25 protein-coding genes are annotated in these 22,017 nt (G+C 62.4%); 12 read left to right on the top strand and 13 right to left on the bottom strand.

The features are described 5' to 3' along the window. Window positions 1-47: 47 nt before the first annotated feature. Entirely contained in the window at window positions 48-3,503 is a 3,456-nt protein-coding gene (gene smc / locus ACWNZ3_RS16580; protein WP_496900613.1) for a chromosome segregation protein SMC, read from the top strand. 89 nt (window positions 3,504-3,592) lie between these two features. After that, a complete protein-coding gene (locus tag ACWNZ3_RS16575) occupies window positions 3,593-3,946 on the top strand; it encodes a hypothetical protein (RefSeq protein ID WP_240312962.1) in 354 nt (117 codons plus the stop codon). Between the two features lie 333 nt (window positions 3,947-4,279). Here ACWNZ3_RS16575 and ACWNZ3_RS16570 read toward each other — a convergent pair whose 3' ends face one another. From ACWNZ3_RS16570 to ACWNZ3_RS16555, 4 genes are read right to left on the bottom strand one after another with little or no spacing between them, the layout of a single operon-like run. Continuing rightward, window positions 4,280-4,684, bottom strand: a complete 405-nt coding sequence (locus tag ACWNZ3_RS16570) for a rhodanese-like domain-containing protein (RefSeq protein WP_269367311.1) — start codon at window positions 4,682-4,684, stop codon at window positions 4,280-4,282. 16 nt (window positions 4,685-4,700) lie between these two features. Beyond that, on the bottom strand, window positions 4,701-5,873 hold the full coding sequence (locus ACWNZ3_RS16565) for a lytic murein transglycosylase (RefSeq protein ID WP_496900612.1): 1,173 nt from the start codon (window positions 5,871-5,873) through the stop codon (window positions 4,701-4,703). A gap of 9 nt (window positions 5,874-5,882) precedes the next feature. Next, the gene (gene cbiB / locus ACWNZ3_RS16560; RefSeq protein WP_496900611.1) at window positions 5,883-6,794 is read right to left on the bottom strand and encodes an adenosylcobinamide-phosphate synthase CbiB; all 912 of its coding nucleotides are present in this window, start codon (window positions 6,792-6,794) and stop codon (window positions 5,883-5,885) included. After that, complete coding sequence (locus ACWNZ3_RS16555) at window positions 6,791-7,753, bottom strand: threonine-phosphate decarboxylase (protein ID WP_496900610.1); 963 nt, start codon at window positions 7,751-7,753, stop codon at window positions 6,791-6,793. The genes cbiB and ACWNZ3_RS16555 overlap by 4 nt, the downstream gene beginning before the upstream one ends. 171 nt (window positions 7,754-7,924) lie before the next feature. Between ACWNZ3_RS16555 and ACWNZ3_RS16550 the strand changes: the two genes are divergently transcribed. Continuing rightward, window positions 7,925-8,296, top strand: a complete 372-nt coding sequence (locus tag ACWNZ3_RS16550) for a hypothetical protein (RefSeq protein WP_496900609.1) — start codon at window positions 7,925-7,927, stop codon at window positions 8,294-8,296. A 10-nt stretch (window positions 8,297-8,306) separates the two neighbouring features. Here ACWNZ3_RS16550 and ACWNZ3_RS16545 read toward each other — a convergent pair whose 3' ends face one another. Continuing rightward, window positions 8,307-9,281 carry a glutathione S-transferase family protein gene (locus tag ACWNZ3_RS16545; protein WP_496900608.1) on the bottom strand — a complete coding sequence of 325 codons (975 nt, stop codon included), beginning with the start codon at window positions 9,279-9,281 and terminating at the stop codon, window positions 8,307-8,309. A 174-nt stretch (window positions 9,282-9,455) separates the two neighbouring features. On the opposite strand from ACWNZ3_RS16545, the gene ACWNZ3_RS16540 reads away from it, so the two are divergent. Next, window positions 9,456-9,818 (top strand): hypothetical protein, encoded by a 363-nt coding sequence (locus ACWNZ3_RS16540; RefSeq protein WP_496900607.1) that lies wholly within the window; start codon window positions 9,456-9,458, stop codon window positions 9,816-9,818. A 6-nt stretch (window positions 9,819-9,824) separates the two neighbouring features. Here ACWNZ3_RS16540 and ACWNZ3_RS16535 read toward each other — a convergent pair whose 3' ends face one another. Further along, a complete protein-coding gene (locus tag ACWNZ3_RS16535; RefSeq protein WP_496900606.1) occupies window positions 9,825-10,994 on the bottom strand; it encodes a MalY/PatB family protein in 1,170 nt (389 codons plus the stop codon). 97 nt (window positions 10,995-11,091) lie between these two features. On the opposite strand from ACWNZ3_RS16535, the gene def (ACWNZ3_RS16530) reads away from it, so the two are divergent. The 5 genes from def (ACWNZ3_RS16530) to ACWNZ3_RS16510 are packed head-to-tail and all read left to right on the top strand — an operon-like array spanning window position 11,092 to window position 13,789. Beyond that, window positions 11,092-11,610 (top strand): peptide deformylase, encoded by a 519-nt coding sequence (def, locus tag ACWNZ3_RS16530; RefSeq protein WP_269367319.1) that lies wholly within the window; start codon window positions 11,092-11,094, stop codon window positions 11,608-11,610. Next, complete coding sequence (gene def / locus ACWNZ3_RS16525) at window positions 11,607-12,104, top strand: peptide deformylase (protein WP_496900605.1); 498 nt, start codon at window positions 11,607-11,609, stop codon at window positions 12,102-12,104. Before def (ACWNZ3_RS16530) ends, def (ACWNZ3_RS16525) begins: the two co-directional genes overlap by 4 nt. Further along, entirely contained in the window at window positions 12,101-12,598 is a 498-nt protein-coding gene (gene def / locus ACWNZ3_RS16520; protein WP_274576005.1) for a peptide deformylase, read from the top strand. The genes def (ACWNZ3_RS16525) and def (ACWNZ3_RS16520) overlap by 4 nt, the downstream gene beginning before the upstream one ends. Before the next feature lie 36 nt (window positions 12,599-12,634). Beyond that, entirely contained in the window at window positions 12,635-13,549 is a 915-nt protein-coding gene (gene fmt, locus ACWNZ3_RS16515) for a methionyl-tRNA formyltransferase (RefSeq protein ID WP_496900604.1), read from the top strand. A gap of 3 nt (window positions 13,550-13,552) precedes the next feature. Further along, the gene (locus tag ACWNZ3_RS16510; RefSeq protein ID WP_269367323.1) at window positions 13,553-13,789 is read left to right on the top strand and encodes a hypothetical protein; all 237 of its coding nucleotides are present in this window, start codon (window positions 13,553-13,555) and stop codon (window positions 13,787-13,789) included. Window positions 13,790-13,850: 61 nt separating this feature from the next. Here ACWNZ3_RS16510 and ACWNZ3_RS16505 read toward each other — a convergent pair whose 3' ends face one another. From ACWNZ3_RS16505 to ACWNZ3_RS16475, 7 genes are all read right to left on the bottom strand, one after another. Next, on the bottom strand, window positions 13,851-14,474 hold the full coding sequence (locus ACWNZ3_RS16505) for a trimeric intracellular cation channel family protein (RefSeq protein ID WP_496900603.1): 624 nt from the start codon (window positions 14,472-14,474) through the stop codon (window positions 13,851-13,853). Continuing rightward, window positions 14,471-14,923: a ribonuclease HI gene (gene rnhA, locus ACWNZ3_RS16500; RefSeq protein ID WP_114273669.1), complete on the bottom strand. Its 453-nt coding sequence runs from the start codon at window positions 14,921-14,923 to the stop codon at window positions 14,471-14,473. Before rnhA ends, ACWNZ3_RS16505 begins: the two co-directional genes overlap by 4 nt. After that, entirely contained in the window at window positions 14,916-15,509 is a 594-nt protein-coding gene (locus ACWNZ3_RS16495; protein ID WP_496900602.1) for a class I SAM-dependent methyltransferase, read from the bottom strand. Before ACWNZ3_RS16495 ends, rnhA begins: the two co-directional genes overlap by 8 nt. Further along, entirely contained in the window at window positions 15,506-15,958 is a 453-nt protein-coding gene (locus ACWNZ3_RS16490) for a DUF3429 domain-containing protein (protein ID WP_496900601.1), read from the bottom strand. The genes ACWNZ3_RS16495 and ACWNZ3_RS16490 overlap by 4 nt, the downstream gene beginning before the upstream one ends. 162 nt (window positions 15,959-16,120) lie before the next feature. Further along, window positions 16,121-17,071 carry a 4-hydroxy-3-methylbut-2-enyl diphosphate reductase gene (gene ispH, locus ACWNZ3_RS16485; RefSeq protein ID WP_496900600.1) on the bottom strand — a complete coding sequence of 317 codons (951 nt, stop codon included), beginning with the start codon at window positions 17,069-17,071 and terminating at the stop codon, window positions 16,121-16,123. A gap of 66 nt (window positions 17,072-17,137) precedes the next feature. Beyond that, complete coding sequence (locus ACWNZ3_RS16480) at window positions 17,138-17,905, bottom strand: helix-turn-helix transcriptional regulator (RefSeq protein ID WP_269367328.1); 768 nt, start codon at window positions 17,903-17,905, stop codon at window positions 17,138-17,140. 192 nt (window positions 17,906-18,097) lie between these two features. Then, window positions 18,098-18,643, bottom strand: a complete 546-nt coding sequence (locus tag ACWNZ3_RS16475) for a LabA-like NYN domain-containing protein (RefSeq protein WP_269367329.1) — start codon at window positions 18,641-18,643, stop codon at window positions 18,098-18,100. Window positions 18,644-18,772: 129 nt separating this feature from the next. Between ACWNZ3_RS16475 and folK the strand changes: the two genes are divergently transcribed. The 3 genes from folK to ACWNZ3_RS16460 all read left to right on the top strand — a co-directional run bounded on the left by folK (window position 18,773) and on the right by ACWNZ3_RS16460 (window position 22,012). Then, on the top strand, window positions 18,773-19,384 hold the full coding sequence (gene folK / locus ACWNZ3_RS16470; protein ID WP_269367330.1) for a 2-amino-4-hydroxy-6-hydroxymethyldihydropteridine diphosphokinase: 612 nt from the start codon (window positions 18,773-18,775) through the stop codon (window positions 19,382-19,384). Between the two features lie 72 nt (window positions 19,385-19,456). Next, window positions 19,457-19,810, top strand: coding sequence for a DNA-directed RNA polymerase subunit omega (gene rpoZ / locus ACWNZ3_RS16465; protein WP_114273663.1), 354 nt, complete (start codon window positions 19,457-19,459; stop codon window positions 19,808-19,810). A 30-nt stretch (window positions 19,811-19,840) separates the two neighbouring features. Continuing rightward, window positions 19,841-22,012: a RelA/SpoT family protein gene (locus ACWNZ3_RS16460; protein WP_269367331.1), complete on the top strand. Its 2,172-nt coding sequence runs from the start codon at window positions 19,841-19,843 to the stop codon at window positions 22,010-22,012. Window positions 22,013-22,017: the final 5 nt, after the last annotated feature.

Genomic DNA, 22,017 nt, shown 5'->3' with positions numbered 1-22,017 from the left:
TCGGACCGCATTTTCCATGGATGACTGAATCATCGGGGCCATTCTAGGTGCGCTTTTCCAAACTCAGGCTGACGGGCTTCAAGAGCTTTGTCGATCCGACGGATCTGATCATCGCCGATGGTCTGACCGGGGTGGTGGGTCCGAATGGCTGTGGTAAATCGAACCTGCTGGAAGCGCTGCGCTGGGTGATGGGTGAAAACCGCCCCACCGCGATGCGCGGCGGTGGCATGGAAGACGTGATCTTTGCAGGTGCTGCAACCCGGCCTGCCCGCAACTTTGCCGAAGTGGCCCTGCATATCGACAATTCGGAACGTCTGGCCCCGGCGGGGTTCAACGATCACGACGCGCTTGAGATCGTGCGCCGGATCACCCGCGATGTGGGCAGCGCCTATAAGGCGGCGGGCAAGGACGTGCGCGCGCGCGATGTGCAGATGCTGTTTGCCGATGCCTCGACAGGGGCGCACAGCCCTGCGCTGGTGCGGCAGGGTCAGATCAGCGAGCTGATCAACGCCAAGCCCAAGAACCGCCGCCGGATCCTTGAGGAAGCGGCCGGTATTTCCGGTCTGTACCAGCGGCGTCACGAGGCGGAGCTGAAGCTGAACGGTGCCGAGGCGAACCTGGCGCGGGTCGACGACGTGATCGAACAGCTGGCCACCCAGCTTGCGCAGCTTGCGCGGCAGGCCCGCCAGGCGGCGCGCTATCGCGAGATCGGCGATCAGCTGCGCAGGACCGAGGGGATGCTGCTGTATCGGCGCTGGCGCGAGGCGGATGATGCCCGCGCGAAGGCGGAAGATGACCTGCGGGCGCGTGTGACGGCAGCAGCACAGGCCCAGAGCATCGTCCAGCAGGCGATCAAGGCACGCAGCGCGGCGGAAGAAGCCCTGCCGCCCCTGCGCGAGGAAGAAGCCATTGCCGCCGCTGTTCTGCAACGTCTGGTCGTGCAGCGCGATACCCTTGCGGATCAGGAGGCCCGGGCGCAGACCGCGATCGAGACCTTGACGAACCGGATCGCGCAGCTGACGCGCGACATCGAACGCGAAGGCGGGTTGAACCGTGATGCGGGCGAAACCATTGAGCGGCTGGAATGGGAGCAGCGCGAGCTGGCCAAGGCGAGCGAAGGGCACGAGACCGCGCTGGAACGCGCGTCAGACGCGGCACGCGAGGCCGCGACCGTGCTGCAGGCGCGCGAGGGTGATCTGTCGCAACTGACCGAAGACGTGGCCCGTCTGGCCGCGCGGCACGGATCGGCCGAGCGCCTGCTGGAGGACAGCCGCAAGACGCAGGCAAAGTCGGAAGCCGAGGCGTTGAAGGCACAGGAAGCGGTCACCCAAAGCCGCGCCGCGCTGGCCAAGGCGGCAGAGGATTTCGATGCGGCCAAAGCTGCCGAGACAGAGGCGGTGGCCGCAGCGGCATCGGCGGATGAGGCCCTGCACCAGGCCGAGGAAGCACGCGCCGAAACGCAGGGCCGCGAGGCTGACGCGCGGGCCGAACGCTCCGAGGCTGAGGGCGAGATGAACGCGCTCAGGGCCGAAACCGGCGCGCTGGCAAAGCTGTTGGAGCGTGACACTGCGGAAGGCGGCCAGATCCTCGACCGTTTGCAGGTCGAACATGGCTTTGAAAAGGCCTTGGGTGCGGCGCTTGCCGACGATCTGCGTGCGCCGGAAGTCGACAGCGATGGCCCGTCAGGCTGGGCGATCCTGCCTGCCTATGACACGGATCAACCGCTGCCCGCAGGGGTGACACCCCTGACGCAGCATGTGTCGGTGCCGGATGTGCTGACCCGGCGGATGGGGCAGATTGGTCTGGTGGACCCGGATGAAGGTCCGGCATTGCAGGCGGCACTGCTGCCGGGGCAGCGGCTGGTGTCTCTGGAGGGGGATTTGTGGCGCTGGGACGGCTACCGCGCCTGGGCCGAGGATGCGCCATCTGCTGCGGCGCTTCGGTTGCAGCAGTTGAACCGCCTGGAGGTTTTGAAACAATCGCTGGAGCAGGCCAGCCAGCGCGCCGAGGGTGCCCGGGCTGCGCATGAGACCCTGACCCGTCTCATGGTGGAACAGACCGAGGCAGACAAGCGGGCGCGTGAAGCCCGCAGGCAGGCGGACCGCATGGTTGCGGACGCCGGACGCGCGCTGAGCCGGTCCGAGGCGGACCGTAACCTTGCCGAAGGGCGGCTCGAAAGCCTTGGGCTGGCCGTCAAGCGCCACGAGGATGAGGCGATGGCCGCCCGTGGCCGGGTACTGGAGGCCGAGCGCGCCCTGGCGGAACTGGGCGATCTCGCGCAGGCTCGTGCAGCTGTGGACGATATCCGCATGACCGTTGAGGCAGCCCGCATCACCATGATGTCGCGTCGTTCCGCACATGACGAATTGCGCCGCGAGGGCGAGGCCCGTTTGAAGCGGTCGCAGGAGGTCGTCAAGGAGCTGAGCGGCTGGAAACACCGCCTTGAGACGGCTGAAAAGCGGACTGCGGAACTGGTGGAGCGCAAGACGGCCTCCGAAAGTGAATTGAAGGACGCCAGCGCGGCGCCGGCCGAACTGGCCGCCAGGCGCGAAGAATTGAGCAGTGAGATTGCCAGGGCCGAAGCGCGGCGCGGCACGGCCGCCGATGCGCTGTCAAAGGCGGAAAGCGCGCTGCGCGAGGCGGCTGTGGCAGAGCGGGAAGCAGAGCGGGAGGCCTCCGAAGCGCGCGAGGCCCGCGCAGGGTCCGAAGCACGCGCCGAGGCGGCCCGCGAAAGCGTGACCGCAGCGGCGGAGCGGATTGCCGAGGACAGCCAACTGACCCCGAACCAATTGCTGACACGTCTGGACACCAACCCGGACCAGATGCCCGGTGCCGATGCGCTGGAAGCTGACGTGAACCGGCTGAAACGCCAGCGTGACGCGCTGGGGGCGGTGAACCTGCGCGCCGAAGAAGATGCAAAGGACGTTCAGCAAGAGCATGATTCACTGATCGCGGAGAAGAACGACCTCGAAGAGGCGATCAAGACCCTGCGTTCGGGCATTGCCAGCCTGAACCGGGAGGGCCGGGAGCGTCTGCTGACGGCCTTCGAGCAGGTGAATTCCAACTTCTCCATGCTGTTCCGGCATCTGTTCGGCGGGGGGGAGGCCAACCTGGTGATGGTCGAATCCGACGACCCGCTTGAGGCCGGGCTTGAGATCATGTGCCAGCCGCCGGGCAAGAAGCTGAGCACGCTCAGCCTGCTCAGCGGGGGGGAGCAGACGCTGACGGCGATGGCGTTGATCTTTGCCGTGTTCCTGGCAAATCCGGCCCCGATCTGCGTGCTGGACGAAGTCGATGCGCCGCTGGACGATGCCAACGTCACGCGCTTTTGTGACCTGCTGGACGAGATGTGCCGCCAGACAGACACGCGTTTTCTGATCATTACCCACCATGCGGTCACCATGGCACGCATGGACCGGCTGTTCGGTGTCACCATGGCCGAACAGGGGGTCAGTCAGCTGGTCTCCGTGGATCTGAAAAAGGCTGAAACGCTGGTGGCCTGAGAACTGGTGGTCTGAGAAAACGCCCCGAGCGTAACATCGACGTGTTTTGCGCGATGGTGTTTTGACGCGGGGCAGTTGGCGCGTTACCCATGTTCATGCGTTTCCTGATCCCTCTGCTGCTGGCCGCGGCACCTGCAACTGCCGATCCCTATGCCGTTCTGGCGGGGGATACCGTTCTGGCCGCTGCCGAAGTCCATGCGCTGATCGACGGGCAGACGCTGACCTATCATGACGACGGTCAGTCGCGCTATTTTGTCGGCGGCGCCTACAGCTATTCCTATGCGGGCGGGGCAACGGCCTATGGGGTCTATGATATCGGCGCCGATGGCACCGTCTGCGTGGCCTTCCACAACGGGCGCAATCGTTGCGACCGCTTTGCATGGCGCGACGGCGGCGTCGTCTTGCTGACGCAGAAGGGCGACCGCTTTCCGGTGCGCCGATGATGGTTAACCGTTCCTGAAAATTCTGTCCGCACCATGCCCCGGCCGCGACCCGTCGCGGTGGAAGGAGGTGATGAGGCTGGAAGAGCAATCGTTTCGAAAATGGATGGTCCTGATTGGTGTGGCTACACTGATCGTCGCGATCATCCGGCTCTGGCTCGGGGTTTGATACCCTGAAAAAGAGTGACCCCGCAGAGTAGACGCTCTGCGGGGTCTGTAGTTCAGGTGAAGAAGCTGGACTACAACTTCGTTTCGATCTTCAGAATATAAGTCAAAGCTAAACAAAATGCAAACATGCGCCTTGTCTGGCGATACCCGTTCCGGCCGGGAAACTGACTAAAGCGTTTCGGGATCGCCCTTCTTTTCCACCGGGCCACCGGCCTTTTCCCAGCCGCCGAAACCGTCCCGCAGGTGGGCTGCCTCAAAGCCCATCTCCTGCAGCGTGGCGACCGAAATGGCAGAGCGCCAGCCGGAGGCGCAATGGAAGACGAACTTCTTGTCCTGGGCAAAGACATCCTTGAAATAGGGGCTTTCGGGATCGACCCAGAATTCCAGCATGCCACGCGGGCAATGAAATGCGCCGGGGATGAAACCGCTGCGATCACGTTCGCGCGGGTCGCGCAGATCGACGAACTGGACATCGGGGTCTTTCAGCAGGGCGATGGCCGCCTCGCTGTCAATCTCCTCGATCTTCGCGCGGGCATCGGCAACCATCTGGGCGGATGTTTTCTTCAGAGGCATGTGGTTTCTCCTGGGTTCAAAGTTGCGATAGCAGTTCGGGCGTTGGCCATCCGTCGACTGTCAGGCCAAGCCGCACCTGTTCTGCGCGCACGGCGGCGCGGGTGCCCGCGCCAAGGATGCCGTCAACACCACCGACATCATGACCGCGTGCTTCCAGTTTGGTTTGCAGGGCCTTCATCTGGGTGCCGTCCAGCCCGGTCCGGGGGCTGCCTGGGTCAAAGACCTGCGCACCCTGAAGCCTGGTGGCGAAATAGGCGGCGGTCATGACGTAGGTAAAGCTCTGGTTCCAGTCGAAATAGACCCGGAAATTGGGATAGGCCAGGAAGGCCGGGCCATCCTTGCCCTGCGGCAGCAGGACCGATCCTGTCAGCCCCTCGGCCAGCGGGCCGTTGCGGGGCTGCACCCCAAGCGCTTGCCATTCGGACACCGGTTTCGTCGTCTCCAGGCCGGTCAGGGACCAGTCGAAATCCGATGGCATGACAACTTCGGCAAGCCAGGGTTCACCGGCGCGCCAGCCGAGGCTTTGCAGCATCCTGGCCCCGGACAGCAGCGCATCGGGGGCCGATGTCTTGAGCGAAACGACACCGTCGCCATCACCGTCCACGCCGTTCTCCAGAATATCGCGGGGCAACATCTGGACCATGCCGATTTCCCCGGCCCATGCACCGGTGGTCCGGCGCGGATCGAACCCGCCCTGGGCAAAGAGCGTCACCGCAGCCAGTACCTGGGGGCGGAACAATTGGGGACGGCGGCAATCATGTGCCAGTGTGACCAGGGCATTGGCCGTGTTGAAATCTCCCTGGAATGCGCCGTAATCCGTCTCGAAGGCCCAAAAGGCCAGCAAGACGCCACGGTCAACGCCATATTCGGTTTCTACCCGGTCAAAGATTGCATCGTATTTCTGGGCGTTGGCCCGGCCCCGGCGCAGGCGATCTTCGGAGATCAGGCGGCGCGCGAAATCCACGAACGGGATCTGGAAGACACCCTGTTTGCGGTCTGCTGCCAGAACAGCCGGGTCCTGCCGGATGCCGTCAAAGAAAGCATCCGCCGTCGCGGGTTCAATGCCATTTGCAATTGCTTCGGTCTTCAGCTCGGAGACGAAGCTTGCAAAGTTACCGCCGCAGGGCGTGTCGGCCAGGACGGGCTGGGCCAGGAGTGTCAGGGCAAGCGTACAAATAAGTTGGCGCATGAAAATCCTTCAGGACGAAATCAGTATCAATATCGCACACAGGCCCAGCATCACGCCCCAGGCCTGCCACAACCGGCGGATCGCCGCGTCCACGTCAGCGGCAGCCAGGGTGCGCCTTCCGGCGGGATGGACCCATGCAAAGTTCTGCATCGCGCCATCATATGCCCGTGGCCCGGCCAAGGCCACACCAAGCGCGCGGGCCATGGCGGCTTCGGGCCAGCCGGCATTCGGGGATCGGTGCAGGCGGGCGTCATCGGCGATGGCGCGCCAGTCGTTGATCACGCCGGAGGTCAGGGCGATCAGCACTGCGGTCAGGCGTGCCGGGATCAGGTTCAGCAGATCGTCAAGCCGTGCAGATGCCCATCCAAAATCCTTGTGGCGCGGGGTGCGGTAGCCGATCATGCTGTCGGCGGTGTTGACAACCTTGTAGATCAGAATGCCTGGAAGCCCGCCGATCAGAAACCAGAAGGCCGGTGCGATGACCCCGTCGCTCAGGTTTTCGGATGCGCTTTCGATGGCAGAGCGGGCGACGGCAGAGGGCGACATATCGGCGGTGTCGCGGCTGACGATCATCGCAACCGCGCGGCGGCCCGCAGGCAGGGACAGGCGCAGGCCATCGGCAACCGCATTCGCATGTGCGACAAGGGAGCGTTGCGCCAGCAGGATCGCCACCACCAGCACCTCTACCACCGGTCCCAGCAGGCTGAGGATCTGCCCCGTTACCGCTGCGGCGACCACAAGGCCGGCGATGGCTGCAAGGCCCTTTGCCCTGCGCGCCTGGCCCGTGTTCAGTTTATCGTCGCACCAGGCAACCGCACGGCCCATGAGGACGGCGGGATGAGGCACACGCCGCCAGAGCCATTCGGGTTCGCCCAATGCGGCGTCCAGAAGCATCGCCAGGAGAAGCAGAACTGCGGTCATGCCAGCGCCCGTTCCAGCCTTTGCCAGGCGTCTGGTGCAGGCAGGCCCAGCCGGAGCCAGCGCGCGTTATAGGGGAACACCCGGCACCATATCCGATGGGAGGCCAGCCGCATCTGCCAGTCGGCGGCATTGGCGACATCGTAAAGCCGGAACAGCGTCGTGCCACCAATGGCATCTGCCCCGGCGTTGATCATCAGTTGATCCAGCCGCGCCGCATCGCTTTGCAGGCGAACGCGTGTCTTGTCGGCCCAGGCCTGATCCTCAAGCGCAAGCGCGCCGATCCGCAGCGCCGGACCGGATACCGCCCAGGGTCCGAGCCCGGCAGACAATTGGTGAACGAGTGCGGGATCGCCGATGACAAATCCCAGCCGCAGACCCGCCAGACCCCAGAATTTGCCAAAGCTCTTCAGGATCAGCGTGCCGGGCCGGGTGGCCTGATCCATCAGGGTTGCTGCTGGGGTGACGTCACAAAAGCTTTCGTCGATGACACGCAATGCACCGTCCAGATCGCCGGCCTGCCAGATGCGCCCGTCCGGATTGTTCGGGTTGACCAGCACAGAGGCGCTGCCCGCCTGCGCCCCCACCTGCCAGCCAGCCGCTGCAAACCCGGCGGCATGTTCGTTATAGGTAGGTTCGGGGATGCGCACCCGGTCCGCTGCCGCAAGCAGGGGAATGCGTGCAATGGCCGCCGAGGCCCCGGGGACGGCGCAGATCGCTGCCCCCTTCGGTACATTCCAGAAGTGCCGGGCCGCGGTCTCAAGCCGGAGGCGGGCGTTTTCGTCGGGCAGGTCGGTCCAGTCCGAGGCGGGCAGATCAGGCACATCATAGGGCAGGGGGTTTATCCCGGTTGAAAGGTCCAGCCAGCTGTCGCGCGTGCCGCCAAAACGCCGGGCGGCGGCGTCAACACCGCCCCCATGATCACGCTTTGCTGATTTTGGCGCTACTTGATCGACTGACATATTGGCCTAAAATTCCCTCACTCTGCGTTGTCAAAGCTGAAAAAATCGCGATCTTCAAGGAAAGTCTGAATCGTTAATCAATTTCACCGCTTTTTAACCATTTGTTAACCTATCGGGCAGACCACCGTTATTCAGGCCATGGTGCGCCCCGCTGCCGGACGAGGACCCCATATGAAAGTGCTGATCGTCGAAAGCTGTGCTGAGCTGGGTCGGCTTTGGAAGCGGCATCTTGAGCGGCACGGGATGGACGTGGTTCTGCGCCATACACAGGACGATGCGGTCAGCTACCTGTCAGAGAATGAACCCCAGATCATCATCCTGAACCTTGTGCTGGCTGACGGTGCCGCGCTGGCGGTTGCGGATTTCGCCAATTACAGGATGCCGAAAGCGCAGGTGATCTTTGTCTCCAACACCTCGTTCTTTTCGGATGGGTCGATATTTGCCCATGTCGCGAATGCCCGGGCCCTTGTTCCCGTGGGGACCGAGCCGGAAGACCTTGCCGCGATGGTGCAGCATTATGGCCGGGAAGTGGACAGCGCCTGACCCGCCCTGATCAGCCGCGTCCGTGCGGCGCGTCAAAGTCCGGCTGCGGGTTGATCGGGATGATCCGGTAGGGATTTATCGACTCGTGGCTGTAGTGGTAGTGGCGCACGATGTGATCGAAGTTCACCGTGTCCGACACGCCGGGCCATTGGTACAGCTCACGGGTGTAGGCCCAGAGGTTCGGGTAATCGGTGATGCGGCTGCGGTTGCATTTGAAATGCGTGTGATAGACCTTGTCAAAGCGCAGCAGCGTCGGCAGCAGGCGCCAATCGGCTTCGGTCACCCGATCCCCTGTCAGGTAGCGGTTGGTCGACAGGATATCCTCAAGCCAGTCCAGGGTGTCGAACAGCGGATAGACAGCCTCTTCGTAGGCCTCCTGCGTGGTGGCAAAGCCCGACCGATAGACGCCGTTGTTGAAGGTGTCGTAGATGCGGGCGTTCAGCTCTTCGATCCGGGCCTGCAGCGGCTCCGGGTAATAGTCGTCGGTATTGCCGGTGACCCCGTTGAACGCGCTGTTGAACATGCGGATGATCTCTGCGCTTTCGTTGGAGACGATCGTGCCCTGCGATTTGTCCCACAGGATCGGCACGGTCACGCGGCCGCTGAACCTGGGGTCTGCGCGGATGTAGATGTCGCGCGCATAGGGCAGGCCGAACAGGGTGTCGCCGGTGGCACCGGGGAAATCGGTGTCAAAGGTCCAGCCCTCGCCCAGCATATCGGGGTGGACGGCGGAAATACTGATGTGATCGGCCAGGCCCTTGATCTGGCGGAAGATCAGGGTGCGGTGTGCCCAGGGGCAGGCAAAGCTGACATAGAGGTGATACCGGCCCGATTCGGCTGCAAAACCGCCGGTGCCGGATGGTCCGGGCGCGCCGTCGGAGGTGATCCAGTTGCGAAACTGCGCGGCGGAACGTTCGAATTTGCCGCCTGTCTTGCTGGTGTCATACCATTTGTCGTGCCAAACGCCGTCGATCAGAAGGCCCATGTTGTTCTCCCCTTTTCAGTCCAAACCATATCTAGAGCGGTTGGAGGCTTGCGCACAGGAATCCCCGCGCGCAGCACATCTGCAACCTTGCACAGATGATCCCCGTAATGAAATATTCACTTGATTTTGTTTGGCTTTCGCCCAGTTTGATTAATCAGTTGGGTGGGGGATTTCATGGAAACGGTATTCTCGAAAGAGGTTCAGGCAGGCCTTGATGCGGCCCGCATGGCGAGCCTGAGACGCGCGTCCCGGTTGCGGATCGACGTGGGCGGGGTGACCTATCCGATTTTGCGGATGTGGAAATCGGGTTTTGCCGTGGACGCTCAGGATGCGCCAAAACTACGCGGGCTGGTCGATATTTTCGACGGGGCCAAGCATCTGTTCCAGTGCCTGATTGTCGCCACGGACGAGGTTGTTCCGGGTGAGATGCATTATGAATTCAAGCGCGCCACACCCGTGGCGGACCATGCCGCACTTGACTTTGAAAGGGCGGAAAACGCGCCCGCCGGGCTGATTACCGACAGGCGCAGGGGCTGAACGCCGCTATTGCAGATCGCGGAAGGCGTCCGTCAGGCGGTTGCAGGCCTCTTCGACACGGGCGCGGGGCGTGGCGATGTTGAAGCGCATGAATGTCTCGCCCCCCTTGCCGAATGTCTCACCGTGGTTGACCGCGATGGCGGCGTCTTCCTGAACCCGCTTGATGGCCTCGCTCATCGGCATGCCGGTATCCTCGAAGTTCACCCATGACAGATAGGTGGCCTCCAGCTTCATCGACGACAGCCCGGGAATGGCATCGATCGCCGCATCGAACAGCTTTCGGTTGCCATCCAGATAGGTCACCAGATCATCGACCCAGGCGGCCCCTTCGGGCGAATAGGCGGCGGTGGCCATGAAAAGACCGAATGAGTTGGGGGACAGGCCCAGTGCCATCATCCGCGCACCGAATTTCGCGCGCAGCTTGTCGTCTTCGATGATCACATTGCCGACGTGCGCCCCCGCAATGCTGAAGGTCTTGGTGGAGGCGGTCATCATCACCAGCCGGTCGGTGACCCCTTCGATCAGCGCCATCGGCGTATGTTTGTGGCCGGGCATCACGAGGTCATGGTGGATTTCGTCGGAAACGATGATCAGGTCGTGGCGCTTTGCGAAATCGGCCACGCCCTGCAGTTCCTCACGGGTCCAGACGCGCCCGCCGGGGTTGTGCGGGGAACACAGGACCAGCATCTTTTCGTTGCCGGTCATCTGAGCGTCCCAGCGGTCGAAATCCATCTCGTAGCGACCGTTGTCGTTGATCATCTCGCATTCGACAACCTGACGGCCCGCCGCAGAGATGACCCGGGCAAAGGCATGATAGACCGGGGTAAACAGGATGACCCCTTCGCCGGGCGCGGTGAAGCTTTCGACGCAGAGTGCGGTGCCGTTCACCAGACCGTGGGTGGTGAAGACCCAGGAGGGATCGACCTTCCAGCCGTGGCGGTTTTCCATCCACCACTGGATCGCGGCGAGGTATTTGCTGTCATCGCCGAAATAGCCGAAGAAACCGTGATCGACCTGTGCCTGCAGGGCATCGCGCACCACCTGGGGCGGCTGGAAATCCATGTCGGCGACCCACATCGCGATTCCGGTGTCGCGTGGCACGCCATAAATGGCTTCCATCTTGTCCCATTTGGCACAATGGCTGCCACGGCGGTCGATGATCTCGTCAAAACTCATGAGGCGCTCCTATAAACTTGGGGTGCAAGCTATCCTCAATTCCCGCGGCTGCAAGCCCCCGGTTGCAGAGGTGCAGGTGTTGCCCTAAATCGTGGCCATGAAGCGCACGATCCTTTTGCACCCCGACCCGCGCCTGAAAAAGGCAGCAGCGCCCGTGGACGACCTGTCTGACGATTTGCGCGCCCTGGCCGATGACATGCTGAAGACCATGTATGAAGCGCCGGGCATCGGCCTTGCCGCACCGCAGATCGGCGTGTCGAGCCGGTTGATCGTGCTGGATTGCGTCAAGGCGGAGGGTGAAGCACCCCGCCCGCTGGTCATGTTCAACCCCGAAGTCATCGCCTCCTCTGACCGGCTGAACACCTATGAGGAAGGGTGTTTGTCCATACCGGACCAATATGCCGATGTGACCCGCCCGGCAGAGGTGGAGGTGCGCTGGATCGACCGGGACGGGAACGAACGGACAGAAACCTTTGACAAGCTCTGGGCGACCTGTGTGCAGCACGAGATCGACCACCTGGATGGCAAGCTGTTCATCGATTACCTCAAGCCGCTGAAACGGCAGATGATCACCCGCAAGATGGTCAAGCTGAAGCGCGAACTGGCGCGGACATGAGCATTCTGCCGATCCTGACCTGGCCGGACCCGCGCCTGACAGAGATCTGTGCCCCCGTGGCCGGGATCACGCCGGAGATCGAAACGCTGGCTGCCGACATGCTGGAAACCATGTATGCCGCACCCGGGCGCGGATTGGCCGGGCCCCAGGTGGGTGCGATGCTGCGTCTCTTCGTGATGGATGTCGGCTGGAAAGAGGGCAAGCCCGACCCGCTGGTCTGCATCAACCCGATGATACAGGAGGTTGGTGAGGACCGCGCCGACACCGAGGAGGGATGCCTGAGCATTCCCGGCGTAACCGCGATGGTCAACCGTCCGACGCGGGTGCAGATGGTCTGGACCGGGTTGAACGGGGGCCGCTATGTTCAGAGCTTTGACGGTTTCGCCGCCGTCTGTGCGCAGCATGAGCTGGATCATCTGGACGGTGTGGTGACCTTTGATCACCTGGACAGCGACACAAGGGCGGCGCTTTTGGCCGAGTATGAGGGGCTATGACACTGCGCAAGTGCATTGCCTGGCCGGACAAGCGCCTGCGCACCGCTGCGGAAAAGGTGCCCGAGATCACGGATGAGATCCGCGCGATCTGGGAGGACATGATCGAGACGATGGATGCCATGCCCGGTGTCGGGCTGGCCGCGCCGCAGATCGGCGTGATGCTGCAGCTTGCTGTCGTCGATGCCTCCAGGGACCGCAAGAAACGCATCCGCATGGCCAATCCACAGGTGCTGGAAGCATCGGTGAAGATGAACGACTACGAGGAAGCCTCGCCCAACCTGCCGGGGGTGTCCGCCAGGATCAGCCGCCCGCGCGCGGTCAGCGTGCGCTATATGGACGAGACGGGAACGATCAGGCGCGGCGAGTTCGTGGGGCTTGAGGCAACCTCGGTCCAGCATCAGATCGACCACCTGGCCGGGCGGATGTATTTCGACCACTTGAGCAAGGTCAAACGCGACATGCTGCTGCGGCGTGCAAAGAAACTGAACAGCTAGGGCGGGCCATCCGCCGCCCTCCGTCGGGAGACATTGATGCGTATCGTTTTCATGGGCACACCCGAATTCTCCGTCCCGGTGCTGGAGGGGCTGGTGGCCGCCGGGCATGACATCGCCGCGGTCTATTGCCAGCCGCCCCGTCCTGCCGGGCGCGGCAAGAAGGACAGGCCGACGCCGGTACATCAGCGGGCAGAAGCCATGGGGCTGAACGTCCGGCATCCTGTGTCGCTGAAATCCGAGGCCGCTCAGGCCGCGTTTGCAGAGCTGAAGGCGGATGTGGCGGTGGTGGTCGCATATGGTCTGATCCTGCCGCAGGCGATTCTGGATGCGCCCGCGCGCGGATGCCTGAACATTCACGCCAGTCTTTTGCCCCGTTGGCGCGGCGCGGCCCCGATCCACCGGGCGATCATGGCGGGGGATGCGCAGACCGGGGTCTGCATCATGCAGATGGAGGCAGGGCTGGACACCGGGCCGGTGTTGCTGCGCCGGGCGGTGGATATCGGAGCGGAGGAAACCACCGCGCAGCTACATGACCGGCTGAGCAGGCTGGGCGCCGAAGCGATCACCGAGGCGCTGGCGCATCTGGACACCCTCGTGCCAGAGCCGCAGCCGGAGGCGGGCGTGACCTATGCCGCCAAGATCGACAAGGCCGAGGCGCGCATCGACTGGACCCGGCCCGCGGCCGAGGTCGACCGCCTGATCCGGGGGCTGTCGCCCTTTCCCGGGGCCTGGTTCGAACAGGAGGGGACGCGCATCAAGGTGCTGGGGTCGCGGCTGGCTGACGGGAGCGGGCAGCCGGGGCGGGTATTGACCGAAGGCCTGCATGTTGCCTGCGGCACCGGGGCGGTTGCATTGACGCGTCTGCAAAAGGCGGGCAAGGCTGCTCAGGACGCGGATGTGTTTCAAAGCGGCGCACGGATTGCGCCCGGCACCCTGCTGGGGGAAGGTTAAGCGATGTTTCTGGCACTTTTCGGCACCGTGGTGATTGCAGGGATCGTCGGCTATGTCTCTGAAAAGACCGGGTGGACCCATAACGGCATATTGCAGAGCATCATCATCTGCATCGGGGGTGCCTTTCTGTTCTATTTTGTGCGGATCATGTTCGGGATCGGTTTCGCCAGCCCGGGCATGAATGCGATCGTATCCTCCATCGGGGCGCTGATCATCGTGCCGTTCCACTGGCGCAGGTAGTTGGATGGCCCTGCGGGCCATTGCCTCCGGCGGGGAATATTTAAGGCCAAAAAGAACAGGGTCAGGACTTTGGCGGGGTGCTCTTGTAGACGGGCAGGTGCCAGCCGAAGGCAAGGGACCCGGCGCGCAGAACCCAGGTGGTCACGGCGCAGGCCAGCAGGGTGATGAGCAGGTCAAACCCGTAATAACGAGACAGCGCTGCAGCCGTGGAACCGGCAAAGGCGGCGGTCACGTAGAGTTCTCCCTGTTTCAGGACCACGGGCACATCGCCCACGACGACGTCGCGCATCAGCCCGCCCATGCAGCCGGTGACCATGCCCATCAGCACCACGATGACAGCGGATTGATCCAGCGCCAGTGCCACCCCCGCGCCCGCCGCGACGGCAATCGCCAGTGCGACGCTGTCAAGCCAGACCAGCGCACGCATCCGGCTTTCCAGCAGGTGGGCCGTGAAAAAGACCACCAGCGCCGCCCCGGCGGCCACCGCTAGATAGGTGGGGTTTGCGATCCAGAAGATCGGGTTGCGGTCCAGCAGAAGGTCGCGGATGGTGCCGCCGCCCAGGGCCGTGAGGCAGGCGATGAAGGCAAATCCCACAAGGTCAAGCTGGGCGCGGCTGGCCACCAGTGCTCCGGTGATCGCAAAGACCAGAACCGATCCGTAATCCAGAACCGCGAGCAGGGTCATTTCTTGAAAGGGGCCATGCCCGCTCGCGCCAGCGCATCCGCGCGTTCGTTCTCGGGGTGGCCGGCGTGGCCCTTGACCCATTCCCAGGTCACCCGGTGGCGGGCATTGGCGGTGTCCAGCCGCTGCCAGAGTTCGGCGTTCTTGACCGGTTTCCTGGCCGCGTTCTTCCAGCCGTTCTTTTTCCAGCCGTGGATCCAGCCGGTGATGCCGTTCTTGACGTAGTTGCTGTCGGTGACGATGGTGATTTCACTGTCCCGCTCCAGCGCCTCCAGCGCGTGGATCGCGGCCAGCAGTTCCATGCGGTTGTTGGTGGTGGCCGCTTCGCCACCCTTGAGCTCGCGTTCCTTGATCACCCGGTCGCCGTCGCGCGCCTGCATCAGCGCGCCCCAGCCGCCGGGGCCGGGATTTCCTGAACAGGCACCATCGGTATATGCGTAAAGTTTAGCCATTTGCGTGGATCACGATCCAGCCGTCATACTGCCCGGCCAGCCCTTTGCCATAGCCGGTCCAGTGCTGTGTCGGCGAGAAGCCTGCCGTCTGCAGCAATGTCTCCAGTTCTTCCTGGCTGTAGTATTCATAATGTCTTCCCAGATCGTCACGCCCGCCGCCGGTGCCGGTTTTCATGCCGATGAAAAAGGTGCCGCCCGGTTTCAGCGCCTCGCGCAGGCGGGTGAGGTGGCCCGGCAGTTCGGCGCGCGGGGCGTGCAGGAGGGAGAAACTGGCCCAGATGCCATCATAGGCGTCCTGTTCCGTCACATCCTCGAAAAACCCATGGCGTGCCGTCACGCCGGGGATCGCCGCGGCGCGGCCTGCCATTTCCGCCGAGGCGTCGATGGCGGTGACCTTCAGCCCGGCCTCTGCAAAAATGCGGGCATAGTTCCCCGGCCCGCAGCCGAGGTCGAGCACGCTGGCCGCTTCGGGCAAGGCCGTGATGAAATGGTGTACGCGCGGGTCGGCCGTGGCTTCCGCCTGCATCATCGCATCGTAGTCGTCTGCCTGAGCGTCGTAGACGGCGAGGGTTTGAGGATCGCTCATGCCCAGATACCGATGGCGATGCAGATCAGGACCACGACGGTCAGTTGAATGCGCAGGGCCAGCCACCAGGATGGCGTCAGTTGCCACCGGTCAAAGGCGATTTCGATCAGCAGCAGCGCGGCAAAGCCGATGGCGAGGTTGATCAGCGCGGTTTCGGCGCTGGTGCCGGGCATGAAGAACCACCACAGTGCGGGCAGGACGGAAGCGACATAGGCGGCGAAAGCCGGCGGGCCTTCTGCCCGCGTCGCAAAGGCCCAGAGGGTGCCTGCCATGAAGGGCAGGATGATCCCGCCGTAGCGCACCATCAGCAGGCGGCCGTCCCCCGCGAATACGGCAGGCAGGTTCCAGTCGGCCGCCGAGGTGAGCCCCAGCGCCAGCAGGGCGGCCCACAGGAACGGGATCAGGCCTGCAAGGGCCAGCAACAGGGCTGGGGCGGGTATGCGGTTCATCAGGTTTCAGATCCCGTTTCAGGCGTGTTCGAAAGCAAGGCGTCCTTAGCAATCCGTTGACCGCTACGCTAGGGCCAGGACCGATTAATCCTGCAAACCGGCGGGGCAGGGTGATTGCGATTTGGTTCAACCGCAGGCGAGTGAGACCGAAAAGGCACCCGCTCAGCCTGCCTTGCGCAAAATCCGGGGAACCTTGAATTCCACGTTTTCCTGTGCCGTTTCCACCAGTGTCTGAGTGACGTCAAACCGGGTCCTGAAGGCATCTATCACTTCGTCGATCAGCACTTCGGGGGCAGAGGCGCCGGCGGTGATGCCGATGGATGTGATCCCCTCAAGCGCGCGCCAGTCGATGTCATCGGCGCGCTGGACCAGTTGCGCATAGCTGCAGCCGGCGCGCGCACCGACTTCGACCAGCCGCTTCGAGTTGGAGGAATTCGGGGCACCGACAACCAGTATCGCGTCGCATTTCGGCGCCATCGCCTTGACCGCCTCCTGGCGGTTGGTTGTCGCGTAACAGATGTCTTCCTTGTGCGGCCCGACGATTGCAGGGAAGCGGGCCTTGAGCGCCGCGACGATATCCGCAGTGTCATCCACGCTGAGCGTTGTCTGGGTGACATAGGCCAGACGCTGCTCATCCCTGACCTCGATCGCCGCGACATCCTGAGACGTTTCTACCAGCAAGACCTCGCCCTCGGGCAGCTGGCCCATGGTGCCCACGGTTTCGGGGTGGCCCGCATGGCCGATCATGATCATCTGCAATCCGTTGTCGGCGTGACGCTGCGCCTCGATGTGGACCTTGCTGACCAGCGGGCAGGTCGCATCGACATAGATCATGTTGCGGGCCTGGGCGGCATTTGGCACCGATTTCGGCACGCCATGGGCCGAAAAGATCACCGGGCGGTCATCGGGGCATTCGGCAAGTTCCTCGACAAAGACCGCGCCCTTGTCGCGCAACCCGTCGACGACGAATTTGTTATGCACGATTTCATGGCGCACGTAGACCGGCGCGCCCCATTTCTCCAGCGCCATCTCGACGATCTTGATCGCGCGGTCCACGCCCGCGCAGAAACCGCGCGGGGCGGCAAGGTAGAGCGTGAGGGCGGGTTTTGTCATCGGGGTCTCCTGCGGCATGGGCCAGACTTAGGCATTCATGCGCCGCAGGTCCAGAGACCTGCCGGGTCAGGGGGCGGCATCGCCCTGGTAAATCAGCGCCGCGACCTGCGCCCGGTTGTTGACGCCCAGCTTGCGATAGGCGGATTTTGCGTAATCTGACACGGTATGTACCGAAATGGTGCAGAGTTCAGCGGTTTCCTGTCTGCTGCGGCCCTGTGCCAGAAGGTAGACAATTTCCCGCTCACGCGGGCTGAGCATTTCAAAGGGTTCCGGCAGTTCCGGCGCGATCAGGAATTTGGAGAACTCCCCGTTTTTCGATGTCTCCGGCACAGGCGTGGCATTCTGCGTTGTCAGTTCTTCGAAGCGGCGGTGGACCAGCAGGCAGAACAGCCTGATCTCCTCGGCCCGAGGAAACACCTTTTCCATGAAACTGGTCTTGTCCCGGCCTGTGCCGACGATGAAGCCGCCAAAGCGGTCGGACCCCCTGAGCCGCATGGGTATCCCCAGACAGGAGCGCATTCCCGCCTCCGCCGCGCTCTCGATGAAACTGCGCTCGGTGTCTGTTACATAAGGATGGGCGTCAATGAATTCTGCGCCCAGTGGAAGGATGCGGTAGCTTTCGCAGACATAGCGCAGGAAGGGGTCTTGCTCCGGTGGGCGCTGGGCATAGACTTCGGGGGCGGTGCAGCGCAGGAAAGGCGCGGTGAAATCGGATGAGACCGTGAGATAGATCGCGTGGTCGAAACCGGCACTGGCCAGTGTTGCGACTGTCGCGTCCCAAAGGGCGTCGGCATCGTCAATCCGTTCAAGCGTTGCCGCTCTGTTCACCAGCATGGTTTCCTCCCCCCCCTTTTCGGGGGATCGCAATTATTTCGCAGCAGTGTAGGAAGGGCGGCGGGGGCACGGAAGCCCGTGATGTATAGTATCCCTGCCAAATTTAAGAATTTTTGCACACCGAAGGCTTTCAGAGTCTTCGGTGTGCTATTGCGGGTTGAATTCTGTAGGGAGTATTCCGATGAGTTGGGATTATTCCGGTGAATTGTCGCGAGGCGGCCGGCCGATCACTTCACGCAAGTCTTCCAGTTCGATGAAATTGTCGGCCTGGCGGCGCAGATCGTCGGAGATCATCGGTGGCTGGCTGCGGATTGTGGACACGACCGACACCCGGACGCCCTGCCGTTGCAGGCTTTCGACCAGTGGCCGGAAATCGCCATCTCCGGAAAAGATGACGATGTGGTCCACGCGGGGCGCAAGTTCCATCGCATCCACGGCCAGTTCGATGTCCATGTTGCCCTTCACCTTCCGGCGGCCCATGCTGTCGGTGTATTCCTTGGCCGGTTTTGTGACCATCGAAAAGCCATTGTAGTTCAGCCAGTCGACCAGCGGACGGATCGGCGAATATTCGTCGTTTTCCAGAAGCGCCGTGTAATAGAAAGCACGCAGCAGCTTGCCGCGCCTCATGAACTCAGCTCTCAGCAACTTGTAGTCGATGTCAAAGCCGAGTGTTTTTGCCGCTGCATAGAGGTTTGAGCCATCTATGAACAGCGCAAGACGCTCATCCTTGTAAAACATTCTGGTTTCCTTTCGGCGAGGACTTCGCCATGCAATCAAATTTGGTCTAACGTGCTTTGTGGCTCAAAATTCAACTATGACCAGAAGATCGCGCGATTAGATAACGCGCATAACTAAGGATTTTTGGCCATGCTTCAAGCCACGAGTAACGGGGAAAAGGGCGGTCGTCCGCTCATTCATGGCCAAAACGCCTTGCTGGCGCTTGGAGCAAACCAAAAGTCAGCCCTTGGTTCACCCGATCAAACCCTTTCTGCGGCGCTTGCCGCGCTTGAAGCACAGGGCACAGTGATTCGCCAAGTTTCTTCATTTTTTCTTACTCCGGCCTTCCCTGCGGGGTCAGGTCCCGATTTTGTGAATGCCGCAGCACAGGTCGAATTTTCAGGGGGAGCACAGGCCTTTCTTGACCTGTTGCACAAAATCGAGGCGGAAATGGGCAGGAAGCGCAAGGTGCGCTGGGGGCAAAGGACGCTGGATATTGATCTGCTGGCAGTTGGCGACCAGGTGCTGCCGGATCTGGAGACCTACCGGCGCTGGGGCGCGTTGCCCCTTGATCAGCAGGCACAACAGGCGCCGGATCAATTGATCCTGCCGCACCCGCGCCTGCAGGATCGGGCGTTTGTTCTGGTCCCGCTTGCAGAAATTGCGCCGGATTGGATCCATCCGGTGCTGCAGAAATCCGTCAGGGACCTGTTGGCGGCCCTGCCCCGGGCAGATGTCGAGGCGGTCAAACGAATCGAATAGCCGCTTGTAAATCAGCGCGAACACGCCTAGGTAAGCCTCTTCTTACCGCCTCTTTCAGATGGGAGCACCTAAATGGCCCGCGTTACCGTAGAAGATTGTGTCGACAAGGTTCCGAATCGTTTTGAGCTTGTCATGCTTGCGGCCCACCGGGCACGCGAAATCTCTGCCGGTTCCGCCGTTACTGTGGACCGCGACAATGACAAGAATCCCGTCGTCTCCCTGCGTGAAATCGCCGAGGAAACGCAGGCCGCAGATGACCTGCGCGAGCGTCTGATCGAAAGCAACCAGAACCAGATCGAAGTGGACGAGCCCGAAGATGACGCCATGGCGCTTCTGATGGGTCAGGAGCAGGACAAGCCCGAAGAAGACAGCATGTCCGAAGAAATGCTGCTGCGTCAGCTGATGGCGGCACAGGGGCAGGGGTAACCCCGGTAACGGGCGCATGGGGCAGATGGCATGGAAAGCGCCGAGACAACTGCCGACGATCTGATTCGCCTGGTCAAAGCCTACAACCCGAAATCGAACGAGACACTGATCCGCGCCGCGTTTGAGTTTGGCGCGGAAATGCACGAAGGGCAGTTCCGCCACTCGGGCCAGCCGTATTTCACGCATCCGGTCGCCGTGGCGGCGATACTGACCGAACAGCGGCTTGACGATGCCACGCTGATCACGGCGCTTTTGCACGACACCATCGAGGACACCAAGGCATCCTATGCGGATGTGGAGAAGAAGTTTGGCCGCGAGGTGGCCGAGCTTGTCGATGGCGTGACCAAGCTGACCAACCTGCAGCTGAACTCTTCCGAGACCAAGCAGGCCGAGAACTTTCGCAAGCTTTTCATGGCGATGTCGAAAGACCTGCGCGTCATCCTGGTGAAACTCGCCGACCGCCTGCACAACATGCGCACCATCAAGGCGATGCGCGCCGACAAGCAGGGGCAGAAGGCGCGCGAAACCATGGACATCTATGCGCCGCTTGCCGGCCGGATGGGCATGCAGTGGATGCGCGAAGAACTGGAGGATCTGGCGTTTCGCGTGCTCAACCCCGAAGGGCGCGCAAGCATCATCCGCCGCTTCATCACGCTCCAGCGCGAGACCGGCGATGTGATCCAGCGGATCACCGGCGACATGCGGACCGAACTGGCCAAGGCCAAGATCGAGGCCGAAGTCTTTGGCCGTGCCAAGAAGCCCTATTCTGTCTGGCGCAAGATGGAAGAAAAGGAACAGAGCTTTGGCCGGCTGTCCGACATCTACGGTTTCCGCGTGATCGCGGAGAACGAAGAAGACTGCTATCGTGCGCTGGGCGCGATCCACCAGCGCTGGCGCGCGGTGCCGGGACGGTTCAAGGATTATATCAGCCAGCCGAAGTCGAACGGATACCGCAGCATCCATACCACCGTTTCCGGTCGGGACGGCAAACGGGTCGAAGTGCAGATCAGAACCGGCCAGATGCATGATGTGGCCGAAACAGGCGTGGCGGCGCATTGGTCCTACCGCGACGGGGTGCGGTCGAGAAACCCCTTTGCCGTGGATCCGGCCAAGTGGATTTCGCAACTGACAGAGCAGTTCGACGCGGAGGAAAACCACGAGGATTTCCTCGAAGCGGTCAAGCTGGAGATGTATGCGGACAAGGTCTTCTGCTTTACCCCCAAGGGGGACGTGGTGAAGCTGCCGCGCGGGGCCACGCCGATTGATTTCGCCTATGCGATCCACACAAGGATCGGCAATGCCGTCGTCGGGGCCAAGGTGGATCACATGCGCGTGCCGCTCTGGACCCGGATCAAGAACGGCCAGTCGGTCGAGATCATCACCGCGCAGGGCCAGACCCCGCAGGTGACCTGGCTGGATATCGCAACCACCGGCAAGGCCAAGACAGCCATCCGGCGCTCGCTCAGGGAAGTGGACCGCGAAAGGTTCATCAAACTGGGGCAGGAACTGGCACGCTCTGCCTTTGCCCATGTGGGCAAGCGGGTGACCGACAAGGTGCTGCGCACGGCGGCCAAGAACATGCGTCTTGATAGTGCCGAGGAAGTCCTGGCGCGGCTGGGCAGTTCCGAATTGTCGGGCCGCGAAGTCGTGCGGGCGGTTTATGCGGATCTCGCCCCGCGCGAGGGCGATCATATCGACAAGGCCCGCGCAGTCATCGGTCTGGAGCCCGGACAATCCTTTGACCGTGCTCCGTGCTGCAACCCGCTTCCCGGTGAGCGGATCATCGGCATCATGTTCCGTGGCCGGGGCGTGACCGTGCATGCGATTGATTGCGACCGTCTGTCGGCCTATGAGGAACAGCCGGACAGATGGCTGGACCTGCGCTGGCATGACGGCAACCATCCCGCCGTTTACGAGGCGGTGCTGGACATCACCCTGGGCAATGGCGCGGGCGCGCTGGGCCGCATCTGTACATTGATCGGAGAAGCCGCAGCCAATATTTCGGACCTGACATTTCTTGAGCGCAGGCCTGACTTTTATCGTTTGTTGATCTATGTGGAATTAAGAGACATTGCGCATCTGCATTCACTGATGCTGACGCTGGAGGCGGAAAGCGAAGTCGCGCAAATCAGCCGCTACAGGAACAAGGATCTGCCCGAAAAGGCGGATACGCAGGCATCGCTCAAACGCCAGGACAATTGAGCGGC

The sequence above is a fragment of the Sulfitobacter sp. IGS-18 genome (assembly GCF_059628195.1).
This window is presented reverse-complemented; position numbering and strand designations above follow the sequence as displayed.